The organism is Citrobacter sp. Cf088, assembly GCF_030334295.1.
GTDB classification, from domain to species: Bacteria; Pseudomonadota; Gammaproteobacteria; order Enterobacterales; family Enterobacteriaceae; genus Citrobacter; species Citrobacter freundii.
The window spans coordinates 1,034,274-1,059,569 of record NZ_JAOWEE010000053.1; the positions used below are offsets into that span (position 1 = coordinate 1,034,274).

Sequence of the window (25,296 nt, forward strand, 5' to 3'; positions counted from 1 at the left end):
CTCTGTCGCATACCTTAGATAGCAACCAGTCCCCGAACGCCCTCGGACTCCATATTTTTACCGTCGCCGCTTTGAATAATGCTGCCCCGCGACATCAACAGGTATTTGTCGGCGAGCTGTTCGGCAAAATCATAGAACTGCTCCACCAGTAAAATGGCCATGTCACCGCGATGCGCCAGTTGAGAAATCACCTGACCAATCTCTTTAATCACCGACGGCTGGATCCCCTCGGTAGGCTCATCAAGGATCAATAATTGTGGGCGACTTGCCAGTGCTCGTCCAATCGCCAGTTGCTGCTGCTGCCCGCCGGACAAATCTCCGCCCCGCCGATGCTTCATTTCCTGTAAAACCGGAAAGAGCGCGTAAATATCATCCGGCACATGTCGGGCCTCCGGTGCTGAAAAACGGGAAAGGCCGAGCAGCAGATTCTCTTCTACCGTCAAACGCGGAAAAATATCACGCCCCTGCGGGACATACGCCACACCGGCCCTGACCCGCTGATGCGGCTTCCATTGAGTGACATTTTTCTCCTGCCAGAGCACGCTTCCGCTGCGGGCCGGAATAAGCCCCATCAGACACTTAAGTAGCGTTGTTTTCCCCACGCCGTTACGCCCCAGCAGACATGTCACCTCACCGATACGCGCTTCAAAGTTCACCCCGCGCAGAATATGACTGCCGCCATAATATTGATTCAGTTCTTTCACCTGCAGCATCTGCACTCCTTAACGCCCGAGATAAACTTCAATAACCTGCTCGTTGGCCTGCACTTCACGCAGACTCCCCTGAGCCAATACTTGCCCCTGGTGTAATACCGTGACGCGATCGGCGATGGTTTCAACAAATCCCATATCGTGCTCAACAACCATCAAAGAGTGCTTACCGGTAAGCTGGCGAAACAGCTCCGCCGTGTATTCCGTTTCCGCATCAGTCATCCCCGCCGCGGGTTCATCCAGTAGCAGTAAATGCGGCTCCTGTACCAGCAGCATGCCAATTTCGAGAAACTGTTTTTGCCCATGCGAAAGCAGACCGGCGCGGCGGGCCCGCTCATTACCCAGCCGCAACAGCGCCAGTACTTCATCAATACGATCCCGTTGTTCGCCTGAGAGTCGTGCCCGTAGAGAACCCCAAACAGATTTATCATTTTTCAGCGCCAGCTCAAGGTTCTCTTCCAGCGTTAATGCTTCAAATACCGTGGGCTTTTGAAATTTCCGTCCAATTCCCTGACGTGCAATGGCAATGGGATCCAGCGTCGTTAAGTCGGTCGACTGATCGTATATCGCACGACCACTTTGCGGCCTGGTTTTGCCGGTAATGACATCCATTAACGTCGTTTTTCCGGCGCCGTTGGGCCCGATGATGCAACGCAGTTCCCCAACGCCAATATTGAGCGTGAGATCGGTTAGCGCCTGAAAACCATCGAAGTTAACGTTAATTTTTTCCAGCTGTAGCACCGGATCAGTCTGGTTGCGAAACCGATCCCCCGGCATCTGGCGAGTAAATAGCCCTTCATCTGGCTGCATTATTTGTCTCCCTTGCGAAACAGACCAATTACACCTCGGGGTAAAAACAGCGTAACGCCAATAAAGATCAGGCCAAGAAACAGTTGCCAGTATTCCGGCATGATGACGGTAAACAGGCTTTTCGCGCCATTCACCAACACGGCGCCGAATACCGGGCCGATCAGGGTTCCACGTCCGCCGAGGGCAACCCAAATCGCCGCTTCAATCGAGTTGGTCGGCGACATTTCGCTAGGGTTAATGATTCCCACCTGCGGAACATACAGCGCTCCTGCCAGGCCGCACAGTACAGCGGAAAGCGTCCACACCAGTAACTTGAAACCTTTCGGATCGTAACCACAGAACATCAGACGGTTCTCTGCATCGCGCACGGCAGTCAGAATACGGCCGAACTTACTGCGGGCCAGCGCCAGTCCCAGCCATAATGCCAGCACCAGCAGCATGACCGTCGCCAGAAACAGCGCGATACGGGTTGAGGTGGCGGTTACCGGGAATCCCAGAATGGTGGTAAAGCCGGTAAAACCGTTATTTCCCCCAAAACCCGTTTCGTTGCGAAAAAATAGCAGCATTCCTGCGAAAGTCAGGGCCTGGGTCATGATGGAGAAATAGACCCCTTTGATTTTTGACCGAAAGGCAAACCAACCAAATACCAGTGCCAGCAGGCCAGGAACCAGAACGACCAGCAGTAGCGCCCAGATAAAATGTTGCGTCCCCCACCAAAACCACGGCAGCTCGCTCCACGACAGGAATGACATGAAGGCCGGTAATCCTTCGCCAGAGGCCTGGCGCATCAGGTACATTCCCATCGCATACCCTCCCAGCGCAAAGAAAATACCGTGTCCCAGCGAGAGCATGCCGGCATAGCCCCACACCAGATCCAGCGCGACCGCCACAATGGCATAACAGAGAATTTTCCCGGCCAGCGTTAGCGTCCACATCGATATAGCCAGCGGATGGTCCGCAGGTAACAGCGCAAGAAATGGTAGAATAATCAACGCCAGCAGCAACCCCAGTCCCAGGATGCGCGTCGCGCGTGGCGCTTTACGCGCCAGCGTTAATGTCATTGGCATCGTCATCAGTCAATAACCCTCCCTTTTAGCGCGAACAGCCCCTGCGGACGTTTCTGAATAAACAGAATAATCAGCACCAGAATCATGATTTTGCCTAGAACTGCCCCCACCTGAGGCTCCAGAATTTTATTGAAGATCCCCAGTCCAAACGCCGCGGCCACGCTCCCGGCGAGTTGTCCCACGCCGCCCAGCACCACAACCAGAAACGAATCGATAATGTAGCTTTGCCCCAATTCGGGTCCTACGTTGCCCAACTGCGAGAGCGCTACGCCCCCCAGCCCGGCAATGCCTGAACCAAGGCCAAAGGCCAGCATATCGACGCGTCCAGTAGGTACGCCGCAGCATGCCGCCATATTTCGATTCTGCGTCACTGCACGTACGCGCAGCCCAAGGCGCGTTTTATTCAACAACAGCCAGGTGAAAAACAGCACCAGAATGGCAAAGCCAAGCACCACAATTCGGTTCCACGGTAAAATCAGATTGGCATAAACCTGAATCCCCCCTGAAAGCCATGCCGGATTGGCGACTTCCAGGTTTTGCGCGCCGAAGGACATACGCACCAACTGGATGAGCATCAGGCTGATCCCCCAGGTCGCCAGCAGCGTTTCGAGAGGACGCCCGTATAAATGGCGGATCACCCCGCGCTCAAGCAGCATTCCCACCGCCGCGGTAAGTAAAAAGGCAACCGGCAGCGCAATAACCGGATACCAGGCTAGCCATTGCGGGAAAAACTGGCCCATCAGCTGTTGAACCATCCAGGTACAGTAAGCCCCGAGCATTAACATCTCGCCATGCGCCATATTAATGACGCCGAGTAATCCATAGGTTATAGCCAGACCCAATGCCGCCAGCAGCAAAATTGAGCCCAGTGACAGCCCCATAAAGGCCTGTCCAAGAAGATCGCCAATCTTCATGCGATGCGCGATGGAATTCAGGCTTTCGCCAGCGGCAGCACGCACGCGGGTATCGGGTTCATGTTCAGCCTGGGTGAATGGTTGCAGGCGCGCCTGAGTTTCAGGATCATTTGACGCCCCTAATAGTTCGATTGCCTGACGTCTGACTTCCGGCGAGGAACTGTTCAGCTGCAGGTTTGCCAGTGCAATAGCCAGCGCGGATTTCACATCACCACTTGACTCCTGAGCCAGTCGTTGCTGTAAAAACGGCAGCATATCCGGCTGTGCCTCACGCTGTAATGTACGAGCTGCCTCTAACCTTAACGTGACACTGTCACTTAAAAGCTGATGGACAGCCAGCGCTCCTGCCACCAGATTACGCAGGCGGTTAGTCAGGCGAATTTTTTTTAGCTCGCCGTTTGGGATTGTCGCTGTTCCTAACGGTTGTGCGTGCGAGCCGTTCATGATGAAGGTATTTTTCGCGTTATCAGTCAGCAGACTCTCCTCGCGCAACGCGCTGAGCATCGGCAAACGCTGAATGTCGGGATTGATCGACCATTGTTCGAGCAAGGCGGCCTGCTGAGTTCGATTTGCGGCTGTAAAGGTATCGGCATCTGATGCCTGCGCTATCCACGGCAAAAACCACGTCAGCAACAACACACCACGAATAAAGCGCATAGCTTTCATGAGCGTTCTCCAAAGCGGTACCCTCCCGCAGGAGGGCACACGATCAGTTGCTGGCGGTTTTCACAGGCTGTTCAGATTTTTTATCATTACCAGCGATGTACGGACTCCACGGCTGGGCGCGGACCGGCTCATCGGTTTGCCATACCACGTTAAACTGGCCATTGCCCTCAATCTCGCCAATCATGACGGGTTTATGCAGGTGATGGTTGGTCGCATCCATGGTCAGGGTAAAGCCTGATGGCGCAGCGAAGGATTGCCCCGCCATTGCAGCGCGAACTTTATCCACATCGGTCGTTCCGGCTTTTTCTACCGCCTGCGCCCACATATGGAGGCCAACATACGTAGCTTCCATGGGGTCGTTTGTCACCACCGATTCAGCATTTGGTAATTTGTGCGCTTTGGCATACGCCCGGTAATCCGCGACAAACTTCTTGTTGGCAGCGTTATCGACGGACTCAAAGTAGTTCCAGGCTGCAAGGTTGCCCACCAGCGGTTTGGTATCAATACCGCGTAACTCCTCCTCACCCACGGAGAATGCCACCACAGGAACATCGGTGGCTTTCAGGCCCTGGTTGGCCAACTCTTTATAGAATGGAACGTTAGAATCGCCGTTGATGGTTGATACCACTGCCGTTTTCCCCCCTGCGGCGAATTTTTTAATACTGGCGACAATGGTCTGGTAATCGCTGTGTCCGAATGGGGTGTACACCTCTTCGATGTCTTTATCGGCAACTCCTTTTGAGTGCAAAAAGGCGCGTAAAATTTTGTTGGTCGTGCGTGGATAAACATAATCCGTGCCCAGCAGGAAGAAGCGTTTCGCGCTACCGCCGTCCTCACTCATCAGATACTCAACTGCCGGGATCGCCTGCTGGTTGGGGGCTGCGCCGGTATAGAAGACGTTAGGCGACATCTCCTCACCTTCATATTGCACTGGGTAAAACAGCAGACCGTTCAATTCTTCAAATACTGGTAGAACCGATTTACGCGAAACCGATGTCCAGCAGCCAAAAACTGCCGCTACCTTATCCTGACTCAGCAACTGCCTTGCTTTTTCAGCAAATAACGGCCAGTTCGAGGCCGGGTCAACCACCACCGGTTCCAGCTTTTTACCCAACACACCGCCCTGAGCATTAATTTCATCGATGGTCATCAACGCCACATCTTTTAGCGGCGTTTCGGATATGGCCATCGTGCCGGATAAAGAATGCATGATGCCAACCTTGATGGTGTCGGCTGCCTGAACGCTAAAACTCACGCCCATTGCTACAACAGAGGCAGAAAGTGCAAAAGCTTTTAAAAATGTACGACGCTGCATAGTTTCACTCCTGAAATTAAACTTGCTGAAAGCTCCGGTGCAGCCGGGCAGACAAAACGGTGCAAATTAAAGGTGTTCAGAAGTGATAAGGCAAAAACGATGCCAGATATTAAAACATCATATAAAATCAACAGATTAGCATCTCGCGCACAAAAATCAGTATTACATTTTCCCGCCAAACGGGTTAAGCAAACGAAAAATTGAACCACCATGAGACAACCCTGCATTATAAACGTGCAACAATTTGTGTCAGCAGCACACTGTCATAACAGCGTCTCAGGTTTTAAAAACAGGGTTATTTGTGCGCAGATAAATGTGTCTCGTCACTATTATTTATTTTATTCGACGTGATCATGTCAAAAATTTACTTTTCAGCCGAAATAATCACACAGTTCAGTCTTTGTTTAAGATTGAATTGCTACTATAGTCATAAGCGAGGTGAACTTAAGGTAAGAGAGGAAACTCACAGATAAAGGAGCATTTACTATGCTGGGTAATATGAATATTTTTATGGCTGTTCTGGGAATTATTTTATTTTCAGGCTTCCTGGCCGCGTATTTTAGCCACAGATGGGATGATTAATGAACGGAGATAGTCCTGAACCGACCCGGCCCCTTGTTGCGTAACTGCACAAGGGGCCATTTTTTTACCTGCATTGCCCTTCCGACACCTTTTCCCTGATTAGCAGATAAAAAAAACCGCCGGTTAAACCAGCGGTAAATGCTTGCATGGATAGATTTGTGTTTTGCTTTTATACGCTATCAGGCAATTCCCTGCGAAGATAACGGATAGTCAGCTAACCTATCATCGACAACCCCAATGAAAGTTAAACGAAACGCAACTACCTCAAACCGTTTTTCGAAAACTCACTCACTGATGGGATGCGAGGTCCCGTCATTGGTGTCCACCAACGTGATCCGCTCATTTTCATCCATAAACATGCAGCGATTCCTGCCGGTCTGTTTCCCCTGATACATCGCCCTGTCAGCCCGACCAAGCGCGGTGTCCAGCGTTTCACCCGGCTGGACTCGGGTTATGCCTGCCGTCACCGTGATACCGATCTCTCCATCAGTGTAGGGAATTTTTTTCTGCCCAATCAGACGACAAAGTCGAAAACCCGCCTGGCATGCCTGCTCGTCCGTTTTTGTTCTGATGATGATAATGAACTCTTCTCCACCGTAGCGGTACGCCACCTCATCATATCGCGTCCATGACAATAAATTTGATGCCAGAACCCGTAATACCAAGTCACCAACCAAATGGCCATAGGTATCGTTAACGTATTTAAAACGATCGATATCTAACAACAATATATAGAGATTAAGCGGTTCGGCATCGAGCAACTGCCGATCAAAAGACTCATCGAGCATTCTTCTGCCGGGCAAACCTGTTAATACATCGATATTACTGCGGATATTCAATAAATATATTTTGTAGTCCATTACAGATGAGGTAAATGCCAGCAGCGCGTCCTGGAAACTGTCGAAATGCCATGGATGGCTACGTTTCTCCACTATAGCCAATAGCAACTCCTTGCCTAATAAATGCATCTTTTCGTGGGTGGCATTTATCTTGCTTACGTAACTACAATCATCCTCATTGTACCGCGATTGATTATTAAGCCACTGTCCAAATCGACAAACACAATGCGAATGTTCACCCATAATATCCGGCTGAGTAACATCTGAAGACACCACGCAGCGGAACATTGTCACTAACCATTTGTAGTGGGCATCAATGGACTTGTTCAACTCAATCAAAATTGCATCTATTTCCTTCGTATTTCTCATCATTGCAGTCTCCCTCCCTGTGCGAGCACTTCTGATGCAGATATTTTAACGACCAAAAAGAAAATTTATGTAATCTTTTTTATAGTTATCAATGCGTCAGAGACAGAACGCTCTATGCAAAGCCCCCCGTAGAGGGCTTATTTTTCTTATCACGGTAGCAACTGATGCTGATGCCCAGATTAATGCTTATTTGCCAACTGAACCACTTTCATTCGTATTTGAGTTTCTCCAGCTACCTTTTTTATCCGTCTTCAGGATGATATGTAATCCGTCCTCAAATACGTTCAGGTCTTCCGCAGTTACAAAATGCTCTTTAGCCTTATGGCCATTTAACAAGACCGCCCCATCTTTTTTAACAACCAACTGATTAACGCGTTGACCGTTTGGCATAAATACCCCGTAACTACCAACAAAAGGCGCATAGCGTCTGGTTGCTTCCTGGGTCGCGGTTTCCAGTTTAAAACCACGGGCGGAGTTCTGCGCTTTAGTTTTAGTTACATCACAGCCACGCAGCTCAGATTCCTGTGTGCACCCGCTACGCTCCAACTGCGCGCGGTAGCTTGCGCTAATCGCATACGCTGGCGATGTAGTCACGGTAGCCAAAACTGCCAGAGAGATTAAAACCTTATTCATAGTATTCCCATTATCATCATTGCGCCCCACCCGGAAGGTAAAGCAAATAGCGAAAAGATTGTCCCAGCAAGATTATTTATTCATCAAGCCGCAACAGAAAAGCAAAACATGATTAATAAAGCATAATTAACATATATTAATATTGCGCATAACTTTAGCTACCACTCTATTTCAAAAGTAAATAAGTGGTTATTTTCGGCGTTACCAGAAATATCCTGATGACTTTTTTATCTTTCATAAATTGAGATGTCAGCGCAGCGCAATTAATAAAGAAAATTGTTTATTTCAGTAAGTTAATAAGTATTTACCAAGCCTGCTCCAGTATCAAAGGGATAATATTTAACACAGACAGCAACAAAATAGCACTTATTTTTATATGCTTTTTTGGACATTTAAACATAACGCCCTTGCCGTTCGCGCTTATTTTTGGCGATATTCTGGAGAGTGATTCTGGAAAAACCGGGCATCACGCCCGGTTCAACATTCTGGCTAATTATGTCTTACGCGCTCAAACCACGATGTTCCAGCATCGACTCCATTCGTGGTTCGCGTCCGCTCCACTGGCGATAGAGTTCAGCTAAATCAGTGCTATTTCCGCGTGACAAAATCGCTTCGCGGAATTTCTGCCCGTTTTCACGGGTTAATCCGCCCTGCTCTACAAACCACTGATAGCCGTCATCGGCCAGCATTTGCGTCCACAGATAGGCGTAATAACCCGCGGCATAACCGCCGCCGAAGATATGGGCAAAATAGCTGCTGCGATAACGTGGTGGCACGGCCTTGAGATCCAAACCTTCTGCTGCCAGCGCCTGCTGTTCAAATTGATCGACCGAAAGAGATAACGCGCTATTTTCCAGACCGTGCCAGCGCATATCCAGCAATGCAGCACTGAGCAGTTCGGTCATGTCGTAACCTTTGTTAAACAGGCTGGCCTGCTGCATTTTATCTCGCAACGCCTGCGGCATTTGCACCCCGGTAACAACATGACGAGCAAAACGGGCAAAGACCTGCGGATGACTCGCCCAGTGTTCGTTAATCTGCGAAGGAAATTCAACAAAATCACGCGGAGTGTTGGTCCCTGAAAGCGTGGCGTAACGCTGAGTGGCGAACAGACCGTGCAACGTGTGGCCAAACTCATGAAATAACGTAATAACATCATCCCACAATAACAATGCAGGCTGACCTTTTGCCGGTTTTTGATAATTACACACGTTGTAAATAACCGGCCGGGTTTCATTGAGTTGCGATTGCTCAACAAAATTGCCCATCCAGGCACCACCGCTTTTCGATTCCCGGGCAAAGAAATCGCCGTAAAATAACGCCAGACCTACACCATCGTGATCAAATATTTCCCATACCCTAACATCCGGGTGATAAACAGGAATGTCGAACCGTTCTATAAATTTTATGCCAAAGAGTTGATTGGCCGTCCAGAAAACGCCTTCGTTCAGCACCGTATCAAGGGCAAAGTAAGGTTTGAGCTGCGCCTCATCCAGAGCATATTTCTCACGACGAACCTGCTCAGCATAAAATGCCCAGTCCCAGGCCTCGACGTTAAATTGCCCCTTTTCGTGATTGATAACATTCTGGATTTCGGCCTGTTCATCTAATGCCCGAGCTCGCGCAGCAGGAACAATCGCCCGCATGAAAGTCAGTGCAGCTTCCGGTGTTTTTGCCATCTGGTCGGCAATTTTCCATGCAGCGTAATTGGCAAAACCGAGTAGTTTCGCCTGCTGCATCCGGATCTCGACCAGTCGCTGAATAATAGCCCGAGTATCGTTAGCGTCATTGTTTTCTGCTCTCGTCCATGCGCGGGTGAACAGACTTTCACGGGTATGGCGATCGCGTAACGCCGCAAGCGCTGGTTGCTGAGTCGTGTTCAATAACGGGATAACCCAACGCGCGTCGAGCCCTTTCTCCCTTGCAGCTTCAGCGGCAACGGCAATTTCCTCAGCGCTGAGTCCCTCCAGATAACGTGCATCATCCACGACCAGAGCACCGGACTTGTTCGCTGCCAGCAGCCGTTGGTTAAACTGGCTGGTCAGCGTGGCGGACTCTGTATTGAGCGCTTTAAGGTTCGCTTTATCAGTCTCATTCAGACATGCGCCGGCCAGTACAAAACGCTGGTGGATGACCTCCAGCAAGCGTAATGATTCACTTTCCAGCCCCAGAGAACCTCGCCGTTGCCAGACAGCGTCAACGCGCGAGAAGAGTGCTTCATTGAGATAGATATCATTGGCAAGGCTCGCCAGTTCTGCGGAAAACTCTTCGTCAAGGTGCTGTAGTTCATCGTTGGTGTGCGCCGCCGTCATCGCGAAGAAAACACTGGTTACGCGTGTCAGCAAAGCGCCGCTTTGCTCAAGCGCCAGCAACGTATTGGCAAAATCAGGGGCTTGCGGGTTTTGCACAATCGCCTCGATCTCTGCACGTTTTTGCCGCACGCCTTCATCGAACGCTGGGCGATAGTGCTGCACCTCTATCTGATCAAACTGCGGGGCCTGATACGGCAACGTGCTGTGACTTAAAAAAGGATTCGTTAACAACATCTTTCACTCCTGAAAACGATTTGTTTACCAGAGTAGACTTCCCAGGATTCAACCGCAATCGCGTTACGCAGGAATAGCTCTGAACGGAAATGACGTGCTATGGTAGTACTACATAAAAAGCGTTGAGGAACAGTGAGATGATCGTTTTAGTAACCGGAGCAACCGCAGGTTTTGGTGAGTGCATTACGCGTCGTTTTATTGAGAATGGGCATAAAGTTATTGCCACCGGACGCCGCCAGGAGCGCCTGCAGGAACTGAAAGAGGAATTGGGTGACCGCCTCTATACCGCGCAACTGGACGTACGTAATCGTGCATCAATTGAAGAGATGCTGGACGCCCTCCCTGCTGAATGGCGCAATATTGATGTTCTGGTCAACAACGCAGGTCTGGCGCTGGGCCTTGAGCCTGCCCATAAGGCCAGCGTTGAAGACTGGGAAAATATGATCGACACCAACAACAAGGGACTGGTTTATATGACCCGTGCCGTTCTGCCAGGCATGGTTGAACGCAACCGCGGTCATATTATCAATATCGGTTCTACAGCGGGCAGTTGGCCATACGCTGGCGGTAACGTCTACGGTGCGACCAAAGCATTTGTTCGCCAGTTTAGCCTGAATTTACGTACTGATTTACACGGCACTGCCATTCGCGTTACCGACATCGAACCGGGTCTGGTTGGCGGTACGGAATTCTCTAATGTCCGTTTCAAAGGTGATGATGCCAAAGCTGAAAAAGCCTACGAAAATACCACGGCGCTGACCCCGCAAGATGTCACAGAAGCGGTATGGTGGGTGGCTTCTTTACCGGCTCATGTCAATATCAACACCCTTGAAATGATGCCTGTCACACAGTCTTTTGCCGGGCTGAGTATTCATCGGAGCTAATTTATCTGCCCGGCCTTGCGCCGGGTATAGATAGCCTGAAAGAAGTGATAAAATATCCGGGTTAACTCTCTAAAAAGTAAGAATGAATGACCGTAGAAACGCAGCTCAACCCTACACAGCCAGTAAATCAACAGATTTACCGTATTCTTCGCCGTGATATCGTGCATTGTCTGATCGCACCCGGTACACCGCTGTCTGAGAAAGAGGTTTCCGTACGCTTTAATGTGTCACGCCAGCCGGTACGAGAAGCATTCATCAAACTGGCAGAAAACGGTCTGATTCAGATCCGCCCACAGCGTGGCAGCTATGTGAACAAGATTTCGCTGTCGCAGGTGCAAAATGGTTGTTTTGTCCGCCAGGCGATTGAATGTGCCGTGGTACGCCGCGCCGCATCGCTGATCAACGACCAACAGTGCTATCAGCTTGAACAAAATTTGCATCAGCAGCGCATCGCAATTGACCGAAAACAGATCAATGATTTCTTCCAGCTTGATGATGAGTTTCATCAGAAACTGGCTTTAATCGCCGAGTGCCAACTCGCCTGGGATACCGTTGAGAATATAAAGGCTACAATTGACCGCGTTCGTTATATGAGCCTGGATCATATTTCCCCGCCTGAAATGCTGTTACGCCAGCATCACGATATCTTTGCCGCCCTTGAGAAACATGATGGCGATGCGGTCGAGTGCGCAATGATGCTCCATCTCCAGGAAATTGGTGAGTCCGTTCAGCTTATTCGTCAGGAAAATAGCGACTGGTTCAGCGAAGATTAATACTACGCTCGCCTCACACCGGGGTGAGTTTCTCCTGCGTTTCCCCTCTCCTGCATAACTGCATAAAAAAAGCTGTGATTTTGATCGAAAACAAAAAAAATCCTTAACGAGAAGCGTATTTATATTGCGCCCGTTACGTGGGACTAAAAGCCCACGGGCTTTGACGGTAAGTTGGAAAGGAGAAAACACCATGAAAACATACGATCGTAACCGTAACGCAATCACCACTGGCAGCCGCGTCATGATCAGCGACACCGGGCTCACAGGCCGCATTACAGCGATAGATACCGATGGCCTGACCGCTGAGCAGATTCGCCGCGGAAAAACAGTGGAAATCGAAGGGTGTGAAGGCAAATATGCCCCCCTCGAGCTGATTCGTTTAGGCATGAACTAATTGGTGTGAATGCCAGAAAACACAGCGCCATCTGGCCCGTTGAAAGCCAGATGGCGACATAAAACATAATCTTCGTTACTTCAGTTTTGCTGCATACTTCGCAACCGTCGCTTTCGCCCCTTCAGCCAGTAAAGCAAGATATGCTTGTGTAACCTGGTTTTTGAACAATTCAACCTGCGGCAGTTCACGACCAAAGATAGCATCGATCGCCAGCAGCGCCTGAACGCGCTCTTCGCCCTCGTTACTGCTACGCACCGCATTCTGGATCACGGGCAACAGCGGATCGCTAATTTCAATCGACTGGCCCTGCTCATCCACACCGCCGACGTAGCGCATCCAGCCCGCCACGCCCAGCGCCAGTAAATCAAAGTGACTGACGTTTACAATGTGCCAACGAACGGAATCAAGCATACGCTGCGGCAATTTTTGGCTTCCGTCCATAGCGATCTGCCAGGTACGATGACGCAGTGCCGGGTTGCTGTAACGCTCAATTAACAGATCGGCATAACGCTGTAGATCAACACCTTTTACTTTCAGTGTGGGTGCTTGTTCCTGCAACATCAGCGCACGAGCAGCAAGACGATAGTTTTCATCGTCCATACAATCATTAATATGTTGATAACCGGCCAGATAACCAAGATAAGCCAGGAAAGAGTGGCTGCCGTTGAGCATACGCAGTTTCATCTCTTCAAACGGAATGACATCTGCCACCAGCTCCGCTCCTGCCTTCTCCCATTCAGGGCGACCGGCGACAAAGTTATCTTCGATAACCCACTGACGGAACGGCTCACATGCCACACCTGCCGGGTCGCGTACGCCAGTGATGTGTTCAATTTTGTCCAGTGTCTCTGGGGTAACTGCCGGGACAATTCGATCAACCATAGTCGACGGGAACGTCACATGTTGTTCGATCCACGCAGCCAGTTCTTCATCCACCGCTCTGGCATACGCGGTGACAACATTACGCATTACATGACCGTTTTCAGGCATGTTGTCGCAGGACATCACAGTAAAGGCGGCTAAACCTGCCGCTTTGCGGCGTGCCAAAGCCTCAACCACTACGCCTGGCGCAGTTTTTGGCTGTTTCGGGTTTTGCAGATCGGCGGCAATCATTGGATTGTCTAACATCAGTTGACCGGTCGCCGGAGAATGGCAGTATCCTTTCTCCGTTATGGTCAGGGAAACGATCGCGACCTGTGGTTCACACATCGCTGCCAGTACGCTTTCCAGACCATCAACCTGCGCATGCAATGCATTTTTCACCACGCCCACGACTCTCGCAGTCCAGGCATCAGCAGACATCTCTGCAACGGTATACAGATTATCTTGCTGTTTCAGATCGAAAATCTGCTGCTCGCCGCCAATCAGATTCACTTCGCAGTAGCCCCAGTCACTGCCGTGGTCTGCAGCCAAAATGTCAGCGTAAACCCCCTGATGTGCGCGGTGAAACGCGCCAAACCCCAGATGAACAATACGCGGAACCAGTTTTGTACGATCGTAGTCAGGAAGTGCAGCCTTTGCCGCTAAGAGCTTGTTTTGCATGGTATGGCCTACTTATAAATGAAATCAGGACTGTTCCAGAGTAACGCCTGTATGGTTGTATGTTTTGATTTGCATTAAGCTTTTTATGATTGGTATGACATCATATAAAGCTGTGTAATAGCATGGACAACGTACGAGACATCCGTCCATGCTAGTGTCTGGTATCAGTTTGTCTGAGTCACCGAGCAACGAACCTTCTCGGCTTTATTCACCTCGGCAGCATCCTCAAGCACGCTCAGGTCGCGATCTTTCACTTCTGGCATCAGCAACGCGGAAATCAGACCGATCAGTGAGTAGGCGATGACCATCACCAGAATTGGCCACCAGGAATTGGTCATGTTGCAGAAAATACCCGCCAGAACCGGACCAAAACCAACGGCAACTAACCCGCCCGCCTCTTTTGAAATCGCCATTCGCGTAAACCGGTTACGGGCACCGAACATTTCCGCCATAGTAATATTTTCGAGAGCAAATAACCCCAATACGGCAAAGTTATGAATAACAATCAGTGCCGTCATAATGACACCCGGGCTATACGTTTTATCCACTACAATTGACAACATCGGGTAAGCCAAAATAATTGCCGAGATATTCAGGATAATATAAGGAAAACGACGACCAAATTTATCAGACAACCAACCAAGCAACGGTATTGTAATAAAGCCCAGTACCGAACTGATCATTAAGGCATCAGTGGGGATAGATTTATCAAATAACAGCGTTTGCACTAAATAACCGGCAAGGAAGGTTTGGATTAACCCTGAGTTACCCGCCTGTCCAAAACGTAGGCCAGTTGCCAGCCAGAAAGATTTACTGGTAAACATCGCCCCCAGCGTGTTTTCTGACGAATTATTTAATGCCGGAGCGTTTTCTTCATCATTCACTTTCTCAAATACCGGGCTTTCTTTGAGATTCATACGTAACCAGATGGCAAAGATCATCACCACGACACTCGCCAGGAACGGAATACGCCAACCCCAGGCTAATAACTCCTCACGGTCGAGAACAAAGAACATCACTGCCCAGATGGCCGTTGCGCTAAGGGTTCCACAGTTGGTTCCCATGGCAACAAGTGAGGAAATAATGCCACGTTTACCTTTTGGCGCGTACTCAGCAAGCATCGTGCCTGCGCCGGAGATTTCAGCCCCTGCACCAAGCCCTTGCACGATACGCAGCGTCACCAGCAGAACAGGCGCAAAGATACCAATTTGTGCATATGTTGGCAGCACGCCAATTAAGGTCGTACAAATTCCCATCATTGTGATGGTAATAAACAGCACTTTTTTACGCCCAATGCTGTCACCCATTTTGCCAAATATAAATGCGCCAACGATACGAGCAATATATCCTGCACCGTATGTACCCATCGCTAAAATAAGCGCCATGGCGGCAGACTGTTCCGGGAAAAATATTTCATGGAATACCAGTGCGGCACCCAGAGAATATAACTGAAAATCCATAAATTCGAGCGCAGTACCCAACCATCCGGATACGGCAGCTCTGACCAGATCTTTCGTGGACCTTTCGTGTTTTTCTTGATTCATATTGGCTATCTCTAAGAGGTAAGATGCGTACCACTTACTCGCAGTTTTTATATTATTCAGTGAATGTGAGTAAGACTTTGCAGCAGTGCTGCTGATCTTTCTCAAACAATTCAATTGCGTCTGTAACGTGGTGATAGTCAAAAGTGTGAGTAATAAGTTGATTAGGATCGATGAGTCCATTGACCAACCAGTCAATCACAACCGGGAATTTGTTCGCATTTAATCTTGAGGAATAAATGGACAGTTCTTTACCGGTAATACCTTGTTGAATAATCTGACAAGGATCGCTGGAGAAGCCCATCAGAACAATTCGCGCGGCTGGCGATGCCAGCGTGATAGCCTCCTGTAAAATGGATGGATGGCAAGCTGCATCCACGATGATGGTCGGTTTTAGCCCGTTTTCTACCAGAAACTCTTGCAACGAGTGCTGACTATTATTGATGGCCCAGTCTGCACCACACTGCTTCGCCATGGCCAGGCGTTCATCGATTCTGTCAGCAATCACTACGGTTTTAACCTTATAGACACGCTTAAGCGCCTGTACAGTGGTCAGTCCCATAGGCCCTGCGCCATAAATCAGCGCAATATCGTTTTCTGTCGGATTAATTTGCCCGGTTACGTTTGCGGCGATGGTAAATGGTTCGACCATAACGGCATGCTCTTCAGGCACAGTATCGGGGATCGTCCAGGCATTTTTCGCCGGCACGACAGCGTACTCGCTGAAACCGCCATCGCGATGCACGCCCAGCACCACCAGCGATGTACAAACGTTAGGTTTACCAATGGAACAGGGATAACAATGTCCGCAGCTGATGACCGGATCAACGGACACCCGCTCGCCTATTCGCGAATGGTCAACGCCGTCACCTACCGTCTCGATCACACCATAAAACTCGTGGCCAATCACGCGCGGGTATTGTGCAAATGGATTATGACCGCGGTAAATATGGCTGTCTGAACCACAAATTCCCGCCAGTTTCACTTTTACCCTGACCTCACCTGCTGAGGGTTCTGGCACCGGTCGTTCGGCGATAATCAGCGTATTTGGTTTTTCAATCACGATACTTTTCATAGCAAATCACTCCTTACCAGTTCCACAGCGTGCCATCTTCCAGGCGAGCAACAGGCAGATATGCAGGGTCATACGGATATTTCGCCGCCAGTTTTTCGTCAAACTCGATCCCAAGGCCGGGTTTGTCTCCTGGGTGCATATAGCCGTTATCAAATGTCCAGTTATGTGGGAACACTTCCAGCATCTGCTCGGAATAGCCCATATATTCCTGTACGCCGAAGTTCGGCACCCACAGATCAAAATGCAGCGCGGCGGCCATGCACACAGGCGATAGATCGGAAGGTCCATGTGAACCGGTACGTACCTGATACAGCGACGCGAAATCAGCAATCCGGCGCATACCGGTGATACCACCCGCATGGGTGATGGTGGTGCGGATATAGTCGATCAATTGTTCTTCGATCAGCTGTTTGCAGTCCCAGATGCTATTGAACACTTCCCCTACCGCAATCGGCGTGACGGTATGCTGGCGGATCAGGCGGAAGCACTCCTGGTTTTCAGCTGGGGTTGGGTCTTCCATCCAGAACAGACGATATTGCTCAATGCTTTTGCCAAAACGGGCCGCTTCAATTGGCGTCAGACGGTGATGCATGTCGTGCAGGAGATGTTCGTTGAAACCGAATTTATCGCGCACGGCTTCAAACAGTTTTGGCGTGAAATCGAGATATTTCTCCGTTGACCATAACTGTTCTTCCGGCCATTGCCCTTTAGTGGCAGGTTCATAGGCCAGTCCTTTGCCTTTAGACATACCGTAAGTGGTTTTCATGCCCGGTACGCCACACTGTACGCGAATCGCTTTAAAACCCATTTCTTTATGACGCGCATAATCTTCGATTACGTCATCAACGGTATGGCCTGTGGTGTGGCAGTAGACCATAACCCCTTCACGAGAAGCACCGCCGAGTAACTGGTACAACGGCATATTGGCTGCTTTCGCTTTGATGTCCCACAATGCCATATCCACTGCGGAAATCGCCGACATGGTGACCGGCCCACGACGCCAGTACGCGCCTTTGTAGAAAAACTGCCAGATATCCTCAATACGATGCGCATCACGACCAATAAGCTGCGGGCACACGTGATCTTTCAGATACGACGCCACGGACAGCTCGCGTCCATTTAACGTGGCATCTCCCAGCCCGGTGATCCCATCTTCTGTCGTAATTTTCAACGTCACAAAATTACGCCCAGGACAGGTAACAAAAACATCAGCCCCAACAATCTTCATTTCTTATTCCCTACATCTGTTCTTGTGATGCATGAAATTTACTCAACTGAGCTACTACCATACAAGTATAAAGATCAAAAAAACTCTACTTGATCACAAAAAAGGCGCTATGCGCGCCCCCATCCAGCCACAATGATCAACATGCCGCACAACGCCACCAGCGCGCCAGACCAGTCATACAAACTGAGTTTTACACCATCGACAATGCGTAGCCATAGCAGCGCGGTCACCACGTAAACACCGCCATAGGCTGCGTATACACGCCCGCTGGCTGCCGGATGCAGTGTCAGTAACCAGACGAATAAAGCCAGTGACATCCCGGCGGGTATCAGCAACCAGGCTGTAGCCCCTCGCTTAAGCCAAAGCCAGGGTAAAAAGCAGCCAATGATTTCGCATAACGCGGTGACGAAAAAAAGGAATGTGGTCTTAAGCATTGATGTTATTCAGTTACCTTCGGTTTAGCTATGATACGACAGAATCTCGTTAGCGTATCCATATCCACCGGGTGGGTATGCCCGCAAACCGGAATAGTGTAGAATTTAACCCTGTTTTATCGTTTTTACCCTTTCCCATAAAAGGAATTCGCCATGAAAATTACACTGACCAAACGCCTGTGCCTGACGGCTATGCTGACGCTGGCTGCGGCTGTGTACACCTCTTCCGCATTTGCTGAAACCAGTAAACTGGTCATTGAATCCGGGGACAGTGCGCAAAGTCGTCAACAAGCAGCAATGGAAAAGGAACAATGGAACGATACGCGCCAGCTTCGCCAGAAAGTCAACAAACGTGCAGAGAAAGAGTGGGACAAAGCCGATACAGCCTTTGATAGCCGTGATAAATGCGAACAGAGCGCTAATATTAATGCGTACTGGGAACCTAACACACTGCGCTGCCTTGACCGCCGTACTGGCCGCACCGTTGCCCCATAATTATTGCACTTTGAAGGATATTGAAAGGATACGATATGACTAGCGCCCTCAGTGTTAAGTTGCGCCCGCTGGAGCGTGAAGATTTACGATTCGTCCATCAGCTTGATAATAACGCCAGCGTAATGCGTTACTGGTTTGAAGAACCTTACGAAGCGTTTGTTGAGCTGTCAGACCTGTATGACAAACACATTCACGACCAAAGCGAACGTCGCTTTGTGGTGGAATGCGACGGTGAAAAAGCCGGACTCGTGGAACTGGTTGAAATTAACCATGTGCACCGACGGGCGGAATTCCAGATCATTATTTCCCCTGATTATCAGGGCAAAGGTCTGGCTTCCCGGGCTGCTAAGCTGGCGATGGATTACGGCTTTACCGTACTCAATTTATATAAGCTGTATCTGATCGTTGATAAAGAGAACGAAAAAGCTATCCACATCTACCGTAAACTTGGCTTTATGGTCGAAGGCGAGCTGATTCATGAATTCTTTATCAACGGCCAATACCGCAACACTATCCGTATGTGTATCTTCCAGCAGCAGTATCTGGCAGAACATAAAACGTCAGGTCCAAACCTGCTGCAACCTACAGCTCAATAAAGCCTGACTAATAGTACGCGATGGTGTTTTCAATTGAGTAATGGTGTTCAACTGCCGGCTTCACGCTCTCGTCAACGATAACGAGCTGGCAGTTGACCGGATTTGCGTATTCATCGTATTTGCACGTTTGTTTGACGTTGCCTACCGGATGATTGTTGAGCAGGCTCACCGCGGTGTAATCCAGCTTCTTCAACGGGTCGACCGACGGTTTGGCATCAACCTGTAAGGTATTGTCCTTATTGACGGTTGTTTTACCCAGCGGGTAGCCTTCCGCATCATAGCGATATTCCACCTTCATCTCTTTCCCCGTCGCAGAAACGACAAAACCGTTATCGTCGGTATCCCACACCACTCCTGCCGCAGGCAGTTCCGCCAGTTGGCATTTGCCCTGTAAACGGATCCGTTTTTCCAGCGTTTCGGCATCCCGGTAGTAGTTTGCATCCAGGACCAGCGCCATACCGGTATTGTTTTCAATATCGTGCAGTTCAAGCGTATCGAAACACCCTTCCTGTGACAGCGTACCAACGACACGCTTAGTAACCTCACCTTTATCATTAAGCAGCGTCTGGCTGAAATCTTTCACCGGCCCACGCAGCGGGTCGAAATCAAATTCATTGGAAAAACTGGCCATTTCCGGCGTAAAGGAAACCAGCCCTTTAGCGTTATCACACCCAACCAGCACGACGCATAGGAAACCTAACAGGGTCTGTTTCTTCACATTTTTCACCGGGATAAGAAGATAATTCTCAATCATATTAGCAAATACAGTTATTTACACCAGAAATGCTAATCTTAGTTTAAGTCGATCATAAAGGAGCTGATGATGAAATACATACCAGGAATTGCCGCGATCATATTGGTAGTCGCTTCCCCGCAGGTTCTGGCGGCACCCGCGTCATGCGAGCGCGTAAAAAGCGATATCGAACAGCGCATCATCAATAATGGTGTTGCTGAATCCAGCTTCACGCTGAATATTGTTCCCAACGATCAGGCCGATCAACCTGACTCACTGGTAGTCGGACATTGTGCAAATGATACGCACAAAATTCTCTATACCCGGACCAACAGCGGCAACGCCCCCGCCAATAGCACATCTGCACAAGACGGACACGTCGCAGAACCGCAATAAATCTCACCCTCCGTGCGCGGAGGGTTACTCCAGTTTGATATGCATTAAGATGACATACTCATAAATGGGTAAACTCACTCCATTATTAGCATGCTATTAATTTCGATATAGAGATTAATATATAGCGATAACTATAATGGAGTGAGTTATGTCTGATATTGAGCAATATGGAGGCATCAGCCGCAGGATGTTAGTGAAATCCTCGGCTATCGGTTCGCTGGCGCTTGCCGCAGGCGGGCTGTCATTACCTTTCGGAATGCGCACCGCCGCCGCTGCGGTACAACAAGCGATACAACCGGCTGAAGAGAAAGTGGTTTGGGGCGCGTGTTCCGTAAACTGCGGCAGCCGTTGTGCCCTGCAACTCCACGTCAAAGATGACGAAGTCGTATGGGTGGAGTCCGATACGACCGGAGACGATATTTATGGTCAGCACTAGGTTCGTGCCTGTCTGCGTGGGCGTTCAATCCGCCGACGGATCAATCATCCGGATCGCCTGAACTATCCGATGAAGCGCGTAGGCAAACGTGGTGAGGGAAAATTCGAACGTATAACCTGGCAGGAAGCGCTGGATACCATCAGTGACAGTTTAAAAAATACCGTGGAGAAATACGGTAATGAAGCTGTTTATATTAATTACACCTCAGGCATTGTAGGCGGCAACATTACGCGCTCCTCTCCTTATGCCTCGCTGGTCGCTCGCCTGATGAACTGCTATGGCGGATTTCTGAGTCATTACGGCACTTACAGCACCGCACAAATCGCGGCAGCAATGCCCTATACCTACGGCTCAAATGACGGCAACAGCACATCCGACATCGAAAACACGAAACTGGTAGTAATGTTTGGCAATAATCCTGCCGAAACGCGCATGAGCGGCGGCGGAATAACGTACTTCCTTGAACAGGCCCGGGAGCGATCTAATGCCCGGATGATCGTCATTGATCCGCGCTATACCGATACCGCTGCGGGTCGTGAAGATGAGTGGATCCCTATCCGCCCGGGAACCGATGCCGCACTCGTGGCGGGACTTGCCTGGGTTATGATTAACGAAAATCTTGTCGACCAGGCGTTCCTCGACACATATTGCATTGGTTATGACGAGAAAACCCTACCCGCCGACGCCCCCGCTAACGGACATTACAAGGCCTATATACTTGGCAACGGCGATGACGGTATCGCTAAAACGCCCCAATGGGCCTCGCATGTCACCGGGATCCCCGCCGATCGCATTATCAAACTGGCTCGGGAAATCGGCAGCACAAAACCGGCATATATTTGTCAGGGTTGGGGTCCGCAACGTCAGGCTAACGGCGAACTGACCTCACGCGCGATCGCGATGTTGCCTATCCTGACCGGCAACGTTGGCATCAACGGCGGCAATAGCGGCGCACGAGAATCAACCTACACCATCACGATTGAACGCATGCCGCTGCCGGAGAATCCCATCAAGACCCAGATATCCTGCTTTAGCTGGACCGACGCCATCGCTCGTGGCCCGGAAATGACCGCAACCCGCGATGGCGTGCGCGGGAAAGATAAGCTCGATGTACCGATTAAATTTATCTGGAACTACGCGGGCAACACCATTACTAATCAGCACTCAGATATCAATAAAACGCATGAGATCCTTCAGGATGATACGAAATGCGAAATGATAGTTGTCATAGAAAACTTCATGACATCCTCGGCCAAATATGCCGATATTCTGCTGCCGGACCTAATGACCGTCGAACAGGAAGACATTATTCCTAACGACTATGCGGGCAACATGGGATACCTCATTTTTATTCAACCCGCGACGTCACCGAAGTTCGAGCGTAAACCGATCTACTGGATAATGAGCGAAGTCGCCAAACGCCTTGGCAATGATATCTATCAACGCTTTACAGAAGGCCGTACTCAGGAACAGTGGCTCCAGTATCTATATGCAAAAATGCTGGCCAAAGACCCCGCGCTGCCTTCCTATGACGAGCTGAAAAAAATGGGGATCTATAAACGTAAAGACCCTAACGGGCATTTTGTCGCTTATAAAAAATTCCGCGACGATCCGCAGGCCAATCCGCTCAAAACACCGTCCGGAAAGATTGAAATTTATTCCAGTCGACTGGCGAAAATAGCCAACACCTGGGAGTTGCAAAAGGATGAAGTGATCAGTCCGCTTCCCGTCTACGCCTCTACGTTTGAAGGGTGGGATGATCCGAAACGCAGCGCATTTCCGCTGCAGTTGTTTGGCTTCCATTACAAATCCCGTACGCACTCCAGCTACGGCAATATCGATGTTCTGCAGGCGTCCTGCCGTCAGGAAGTGTGGATCAACCCTGTCGATGCCCAAAAGCGTGGTATTGCAAATGGCGATATGGTGCGGGTCTTTAACGACCGCGGTGAAGTACGTATTGCGGCCAAAGTGACGCCGCGGATCCTGCCTGGCGTCAGCGCAATGGGCCAGGGTGCATGGCACGATGCCGATATGACCGGCGACAAAATTGATCATGGCGCCTGCGTCAATACGCTGACAACACAGCGCCCTTCACCGCTGGCAAAAGGCAACCCACAGCACACTAATCTGGTCGAGATCGAGAAGGTTTAAGGACTAACCCATGACAACTCAGTATGGATTTTTTATTGATTCCAGTCGTTGCACCGGATGCAAAACCTGCGAACTGGCCTGCAAAGACTACAAGGATCTCACACCCGACGTCAGTTTCCGCCGGATTTACGAATACGCCGGAGGTGACTGGCAGGAAGACAACGGCGTCTGGCGACAGAACGTTTTCGCCTACTACCTCTCCATTGCCTGTAACCACTGTGAAGATCCGGCCTGTGCCAAGGTTTGCCCCAGCGGGGCTATGCATAAACGTGAAGATGGTTTTGTGGTCGTTGATGAAGATGTGTGTATTGGCTGTCGTTACTGCCACATGGCCTGTCCGTACGGCGCACCGCAGTACAATGCCGCCAAAGGGCATATGACCAAGTGCGATGGCTGTCATGAACGCGTGGCAGACGGCAAAAAGCCTGTCTGCGTCGAGTCCTGTCCGCTGCGTGCGCTGGACTTCGGTCCCATTGATGAGCTGCGCAAAAAATATGGTGATCTGGCAGCCGTCGCCCCGCTGCCGAGTGCGCACTTCACCAGACCGAGTATTGTGATCAAACCCAACGCCAATTGCCGCCCGACCGGGGATACCACGGGTTTTCTGGCTAATCCAAAGGAGGTGTAAAATGGGCAATGGATGGCATGAATGGCCACTGGTCCTGTTTACGGTGCTCGGCCAGTGCGTGGCCGGGGCGCTGATCGTAAGTGGTTACGGCTGGCTGACCGCTAAAGACGAGCGGGTAAAACAACGTATCGTTCGCAGTATGTTTTTTCTGTGGCTGGTGATGGGCATCGCCTTTCTCGCCTCGGTCATGCATTTAGGTTCGCCGCTGCGCGCATTTAACTCGCTGAACAGAATTGGCGCATCGGCGCTGAGTAACGAAATTGCCAGCGGTTCGCTGTTTTTCGCCGTCGGTGGCCTGTGGTGGCTGGTGGCGTTTCTCGGTAAAATGCCCGCGACGTTAGGTAAAATCTGGCTACTGTTGAGCATGTTGCTGGGCCTGGTATTTGTCTATGCGATGACCAACGTCTACCAGATAGACACCGTCCCAACCTGGTATAACGGCTATACTACACTGGCGTTTTTCATGACGATGCTGCTGAACGGTCCGCTGTTTGCCGCCCTGCTGCTGCGGGCTGCGGGTGTTTCCTGCAGCCCTGCCAGATTCGCCGGTATCAGCGTGCTGGCCCTGCTGGTGACCGTGGCTGTTGTTGTGCTGCAGGGACTGTCGCTCGGCGAAATCCACAGTTCGGTACAAAACGCCGGCGCGCTGGTGCCCGACTACGCAAGCCTGCAGGTCTGGCGCATCCTCCTGCTGGTTGCGGGGCTGGGCTGCTGGATATGCCCGCTTGTCCGTCGCAAAGAACCGTCCGTCGGCGGACTGGCGCTGGGCTTAGTGTCCGTCCTCGCCGGTGAAATCATTGGCCGCGGCTTGTTTTACGGTTTACATATGACAGTCGGAATGGCTGTCGCCGGTTAATTTTCGGGTGCGGGGCAACCCGCACTGTTCAGGATTGTTTGCATGACCCATTTTTCACAACGTGACAACTTTTCCACCGCAGCGCGTGTGCTCGGCGCGCTGTTTTACTATGCCCCAGACAGTGCCGAAGCTTCGGCACTGGTCAGTGCGTTAAGCAACGATGGTTGGCAGGCGCAGTGGCCGCTTGAACAGACAACGCTTTCGCCGTTAGTCGCACAGTTTCAGGCTGAGGCCGATGAGTCTCTCCCGCAGGCCTGGCAACGTCTGTTTGTTGGCCCTTATGCGCTCCCTTCTCCGCCCTGGGGATCCGTCTGGCTGGATCGTGAAAACGTGTTGTTTGGCGACTCCACGCTGGCTCTGCGTCAGTGGATGCGGGACAACGGTATCCAGTTTGCTATGCAGCAAAATGAGCCAGAAGATCACTTTGGTTCACTACTGTTGCTGACGGCCTGGCTTGCTGAAAACGAACGCCACACCGAGTGCGAACAGCTGCTGGCCTGGCATTTGTTCCCATGGTCATCGCGCTTCCTTAATGTGTTTATCGAAAAAGCCGATCACCCGTTCTACCAGGCGCTGGGTGAGCTGGCGCGTCTGACGCTGGCACAGTGGCAATCACAGTTACTGATCCCGGTAGCCGATAAGCCTTTGTTTCGTTAATTTCGTCACAGGCAGGATGCATACTG

24 protein-coding genes and 1 pseudogene are annotated in these 25,296 nt (G+C 50.4%); 11 read left to right on the forward strand and 14 right to left on the reverse strand.

The genetic code is table 11. From position 1 onward, the window contains the following. Window positions 1–14: 14 nt before the first annotated feature. From urtE to urtA, 5 genes are read right to left on the reverse strand one after another with little or no spacing between them, the layout of a single operon-like run. The gene (gene urtE / locus OGV71_RS17840) at window positions 15–713 is read right to left on the reverse strand and encodes an urea ABC transporter ATP-binding subunit UrtE (RefSeq protein ID WP_054528371.1); all 699 of its coding nucleotides are present in this window, start codon (window positions 711–713) and stop codon (window positions 15–17) included. A gap of 9 nt (window positions 714–722) precedes the next feature. Beyond that, a complete protein-coding gene (gene urtD / locus OGV71_RS17845) occupies window positions 723–1,520 on the reverse strand; it encodes an urea ABC transporter ATP-binding protein UrtD (RefSeq protein ID WP_071697131.1) in 798 nt (265 codons plus the stop codon). Further along, window positions 1,520–2,593 carry an urea ABC transporter permease subunit UrtC gene (gene urtC / locus OGV71_RS17850; protein ID WP_204583545.1) on the reverse strand — a complete coding sequence of 358 codons (1,074 nt, stop codon included), beginning with the start codon at window positions 2,591–2,593 and terminating at the stop codon, window positions 1,520–1,522. The genes urtD and urtC overlap by 1 nt, the downstream gene beginning before the upstream one ends. Then, complete coding sequence (gene urtB, locus OGV71_RS17855; protein WP_204583547.1) at window positions 2,593–4,167, reverse strand: urea ABC transporter permease subunit UrtB; 1,575 nt, start codon at window positions 4,165–4,167, stop codon at window positions 2,593–2,595. The genes urtC and urtB overlap by 1 nt, the downstream gene beginning before the upstream one ends. Window positions 4,168–4,210: 43 nt before the next feature. Continuing rightward, window positions 4,211–5,482, reverse strand: coding sequence for an urea ABC transporter substrate-binding protein (gene urtA / locus OGV71_RS17860; RefSeq protein WP_003032408.1), 1,272 nt, complete (start codon window positions 5,480–5,482; stop codon window positions 4,211–4,213). A 486-nt stretch (window positions 5,483–5,968) separates the two neighbouring features. Here urtA and mgtS point away from each other — a divergent pair, with 486 nt between their 5' ends. Continuing rightward, window positions 5,969–6,064 (forward strand): protein MgtS, encoded by a 96-nt coding sequence (gene mgtS / locus OGV71_RS17865; protein WP_003032406.1) that lies wholly within the window; start codon window positions 5,969–5,971, stop codon window positions 6,062–6,064. A gap of 284 nt (window positions 6,065–6,348) precedes the next feature. Here the strand turns inward: mgtS and OGV71_RS17870 are convergent, their stop codons facing one another. The 3 genes from OGV71_RS17870 to dcp form a co-directional block, all read right to left on the reverse strand. Continuing rightward, complete coding sequence (locus OGV71_RS17870) at window positions 6,349–7,275, reverse strand: diguanylate cyclase (protein ID WP_071697134.1); 927 nt, start codon at window positions 7,273–7,275, stop codon at window positions 6,349–6,351. A 183-nt stretch (window positions 7,276–7,458) separates the two neighbouring features. After that, window positions 7,459–7,905 (reverse strand): hypothetical protein, encoded by a 447-nt coding sequence (locus OGV71_RS17875; RefSeq protein ID WP_071685552.1) that lies wholly within the window; start codon window positions 7,903–7,905, stop codon window positions 7,459–7,461. A 500-nt stretch (window positions 7,906–8,405) separates the two neighbouring features. After that, window positions 8,406–10,448 (reverse strand): peptidyl-dipeptidase Dcp, encoded by a 2,043-nt coding sequence (gene dcp, locus OGV71_RS17880; RefSeq protein WP_204584311.1) that lies wholly within the window; start codon window positions 10,446–10,448, stop codon window positions 8,406–8,408. 140 nt (window positions 10,449–10,588) lie between these two features. Between dcp and ydfG the strand changes: the two genes are divergently transcribed. The 3 genes from ydfG to ydfZ all read left to right on the forward strand — a co-directional run bounded on the left by ydfG (window position 10,589) and on the right by ydfZ (window position 12,502). Continuing rightward, on the forward strand, window positions 10,589–11,335 hold the full coding sequence (gene ydfG / locus OGV71_RS17885) for a bifunctional NADP-dependent 3-hydroxy acid dehydrogenase/3-hydroxypropionate dehydrogenase YdfG (protein WP_003032398.1): 747 nt from the start codon (window positions 10,589–10,591) through the stop codon (window positions 11,333–11,335). An 86-nt stretch (window positions 11,336–11,421) separates the two neighbouring features. Next, window positions 11,422–12,108, forward strand: a complete 687-nt coding sequence (locus OGV71_RS17890) for a GntR family transcriptional regulator (RefSeq protein WP_204583549.1) — start codon at window positions 11,422–11,424, stop codon at window positions 12,106–12,108. A gap of 190 nt (window positions 12,109–12,298) precedes the next feature. Beyond that, window positions 12,299–12,502, forward strand: coding sequence for a putative selenium delivery protein YdfZ (gene ydfZ, locus OGV71_RS17895; protein WP_003032393.1), 204 nt, complete (start codon window positions 12,299–12,301; stop codon window positions 12,500–12,502). A 75-nt stretch (window positions 12,503–12,577) separates the two neighbouring features. On the opposite strand, the gene OGV71_RS17900 is transcribed toward ydfZ, so the two are convergent. The 5 genes from OGV71_RS17900 to OGV71_RS17920 form a co-directional block, all read right to left on the reverse strand. Beyond that, on the reverse strand, window positions 12,578–14,044 hold the full coding sequence (locus tag OGV71_RS17900) for a mannitol dehydrogenase family protein (RefSeq protein WP_204583551.1): 1,467 nt from the start codon (window positions 14,042–14,044) through the stop codon (window positions 12,578–12,580). A gap of 164 nt (window positions 14,045–14,208) precedes the next feature. After that, complete coding sequence (locus OGV71_RS17905) at window positions 14,209–15,588, reverse strand: MFS transporter (protein WP_257651475.1); 1,380 nt, start codon at window positions 15,586–15,588, stop codon at window positions 14,209–14,211. 52 nt (window positions 15,589–15,640) lie between these two features. Beyond that, window positions 15,641–16,660, reverse strand: a complete 1,020-nt coding sequence (locus OGV71_RS17910; protein WP_257651474.1) for a Zn-dependent oxidoreductase — start codon at window positions 16,658–16,660, stop codon at window positions 15,641–15,643. 13 nt (window positions 16,661–16,673) lie between these two features. After that, window positions 16,674–17,888, reverse strand: coding sequence for a D-mannonate dehydratase ManD (rspA, locus tag OGV71_RS17915; protein WP_204583553.1), 1,215 nt, complete (start codon window positions 17,886–17,888; stop codon window positions 16,674–16,676). A gap of 107 nt (window positions 17,889–17,995) precedes the next feature. Beyond that, on the reverse strand, window positions 17,996–18,322 hold the full coding sequence (locus OGV71_RS17920; RefSeq protein WP_003032384.1) for a YnfA family protein: 327 nt from the start codon (window positions 18,320–18,322) through the stop codon (window positions 17,996–17,998). A 153-nt stretch (window positions 18,323–18,475) separates the two neighbouring features. Between OGV71_RS17920 and OGV71_RS17925 the strand changes: the two genes are divergently transcribed. After that, window positions 18,476–18,817 carry a DUF1283 family protein gene (locus OGV71_RS17925; protein ID WP_003032382.1) on the forward strand — a complete coding sequence of 114 codons (342 nt, stop codon included), beginning with the start codon at window positions 18,476–18,478 and terminating at the stop codon, window positions 18,815–18,817. A gap of 35 nt (window positions 18,818–18,852) precedes the next feature. Then, window positions 18,853–19,413: a spermidine N1-acetyltransferase gene (gene speG, locus OGV71_RS17930; protein ID WP_003032379.1), complete on the forward strand. Its 561-nt coding sequence runs from the start codon at window positions 18,853–18,855 to the stop codon at window positions 19,411–19,413. A gap of 7 nt (window positions 19,414–19,420) precedes the next feature. Here speG and OGV71_RS17935 read toward each other — a convergent pair whose 3' ends face one another. After that, window positions 19,421–20,131, reverse strand: a complete 711-nt coding sequence (locus OGV71_RS17935; protein ID WP_003032377.1) for a YnfC family lipoprotein — start codon at window positions 20,129–20,131, stop codon at window positions 19,421–19,423. Between the two features lie 102 nt (window positions 20,132–20,233). On the opposite strand from OGV71_RS17935, the gene OGV71_RS17940 reads away from it, so the two are divergent. The 5 genes and pseudogenes from OGV71_RS17940 to dmsD all read left to right on the forward strand — a co-directional run bounded on the left by OGV71_RS17940 (window position 20,234) and on the right by dmsD (window position 25,270). Next, entirely contained in the window at window positions 20,234–20,542 is a 309-nt protein-coding gene (locus tag OGV71_RS17940) for a DUF1161 domain-containing protein (RefSeq protein WP_085951541.1), read from the forward strand. Window positions 20,543–20,690: 148 nt separating this feature from the next. Beyond that, window positions 20,691–23,129, forward strand: a pseudogene (gene ynfE / locus OGV71_RS17945) (selenate/tellurate reductase subunit YnfE). 10 nt (window positions 23,130–23,139) lie between these two features. Continuing rightward, window positions 23,140–23,757: a DMSO/selenate family reductase complex B subunit gene (locus OGV71_RS17950; RefSeq protein WP_071697140.1), complete on the forward strand. Its 618-nt coding sequence runs from the start codon at window positions 23,140–23,142 to the stop codon at window positions 23,755–23,757. 1 nt (window position 23,758) lies between these two features. Then, on the forward strand, window positions 23,759–24,613 hold the full coding sequence (locus OGV71_RS17955; RefSeq protein WP_071697141.1) for a dimethyl sulfoxide reductase anchor subunit family protein: 855 nt from the start codon (window positions 23,759–23,761) through the stop codon (window positions 24,611–24,613). 42 nt (window positions 24,614–24,655) lie between these two features. After that, window positions 24,656–25,270, forward strand: coding sequence for a Tat proofreading chaperone DmsD (dmsD, locus tag OGV71_RS17960; RefSeq protein ID WP_204583557.1), 615 nt, complete (start codon window positions 24,656–24,658; stop codon window positions 25,268–25,270). Window positions 25,271–25,296: the final 26 nt, after the last annotated feature.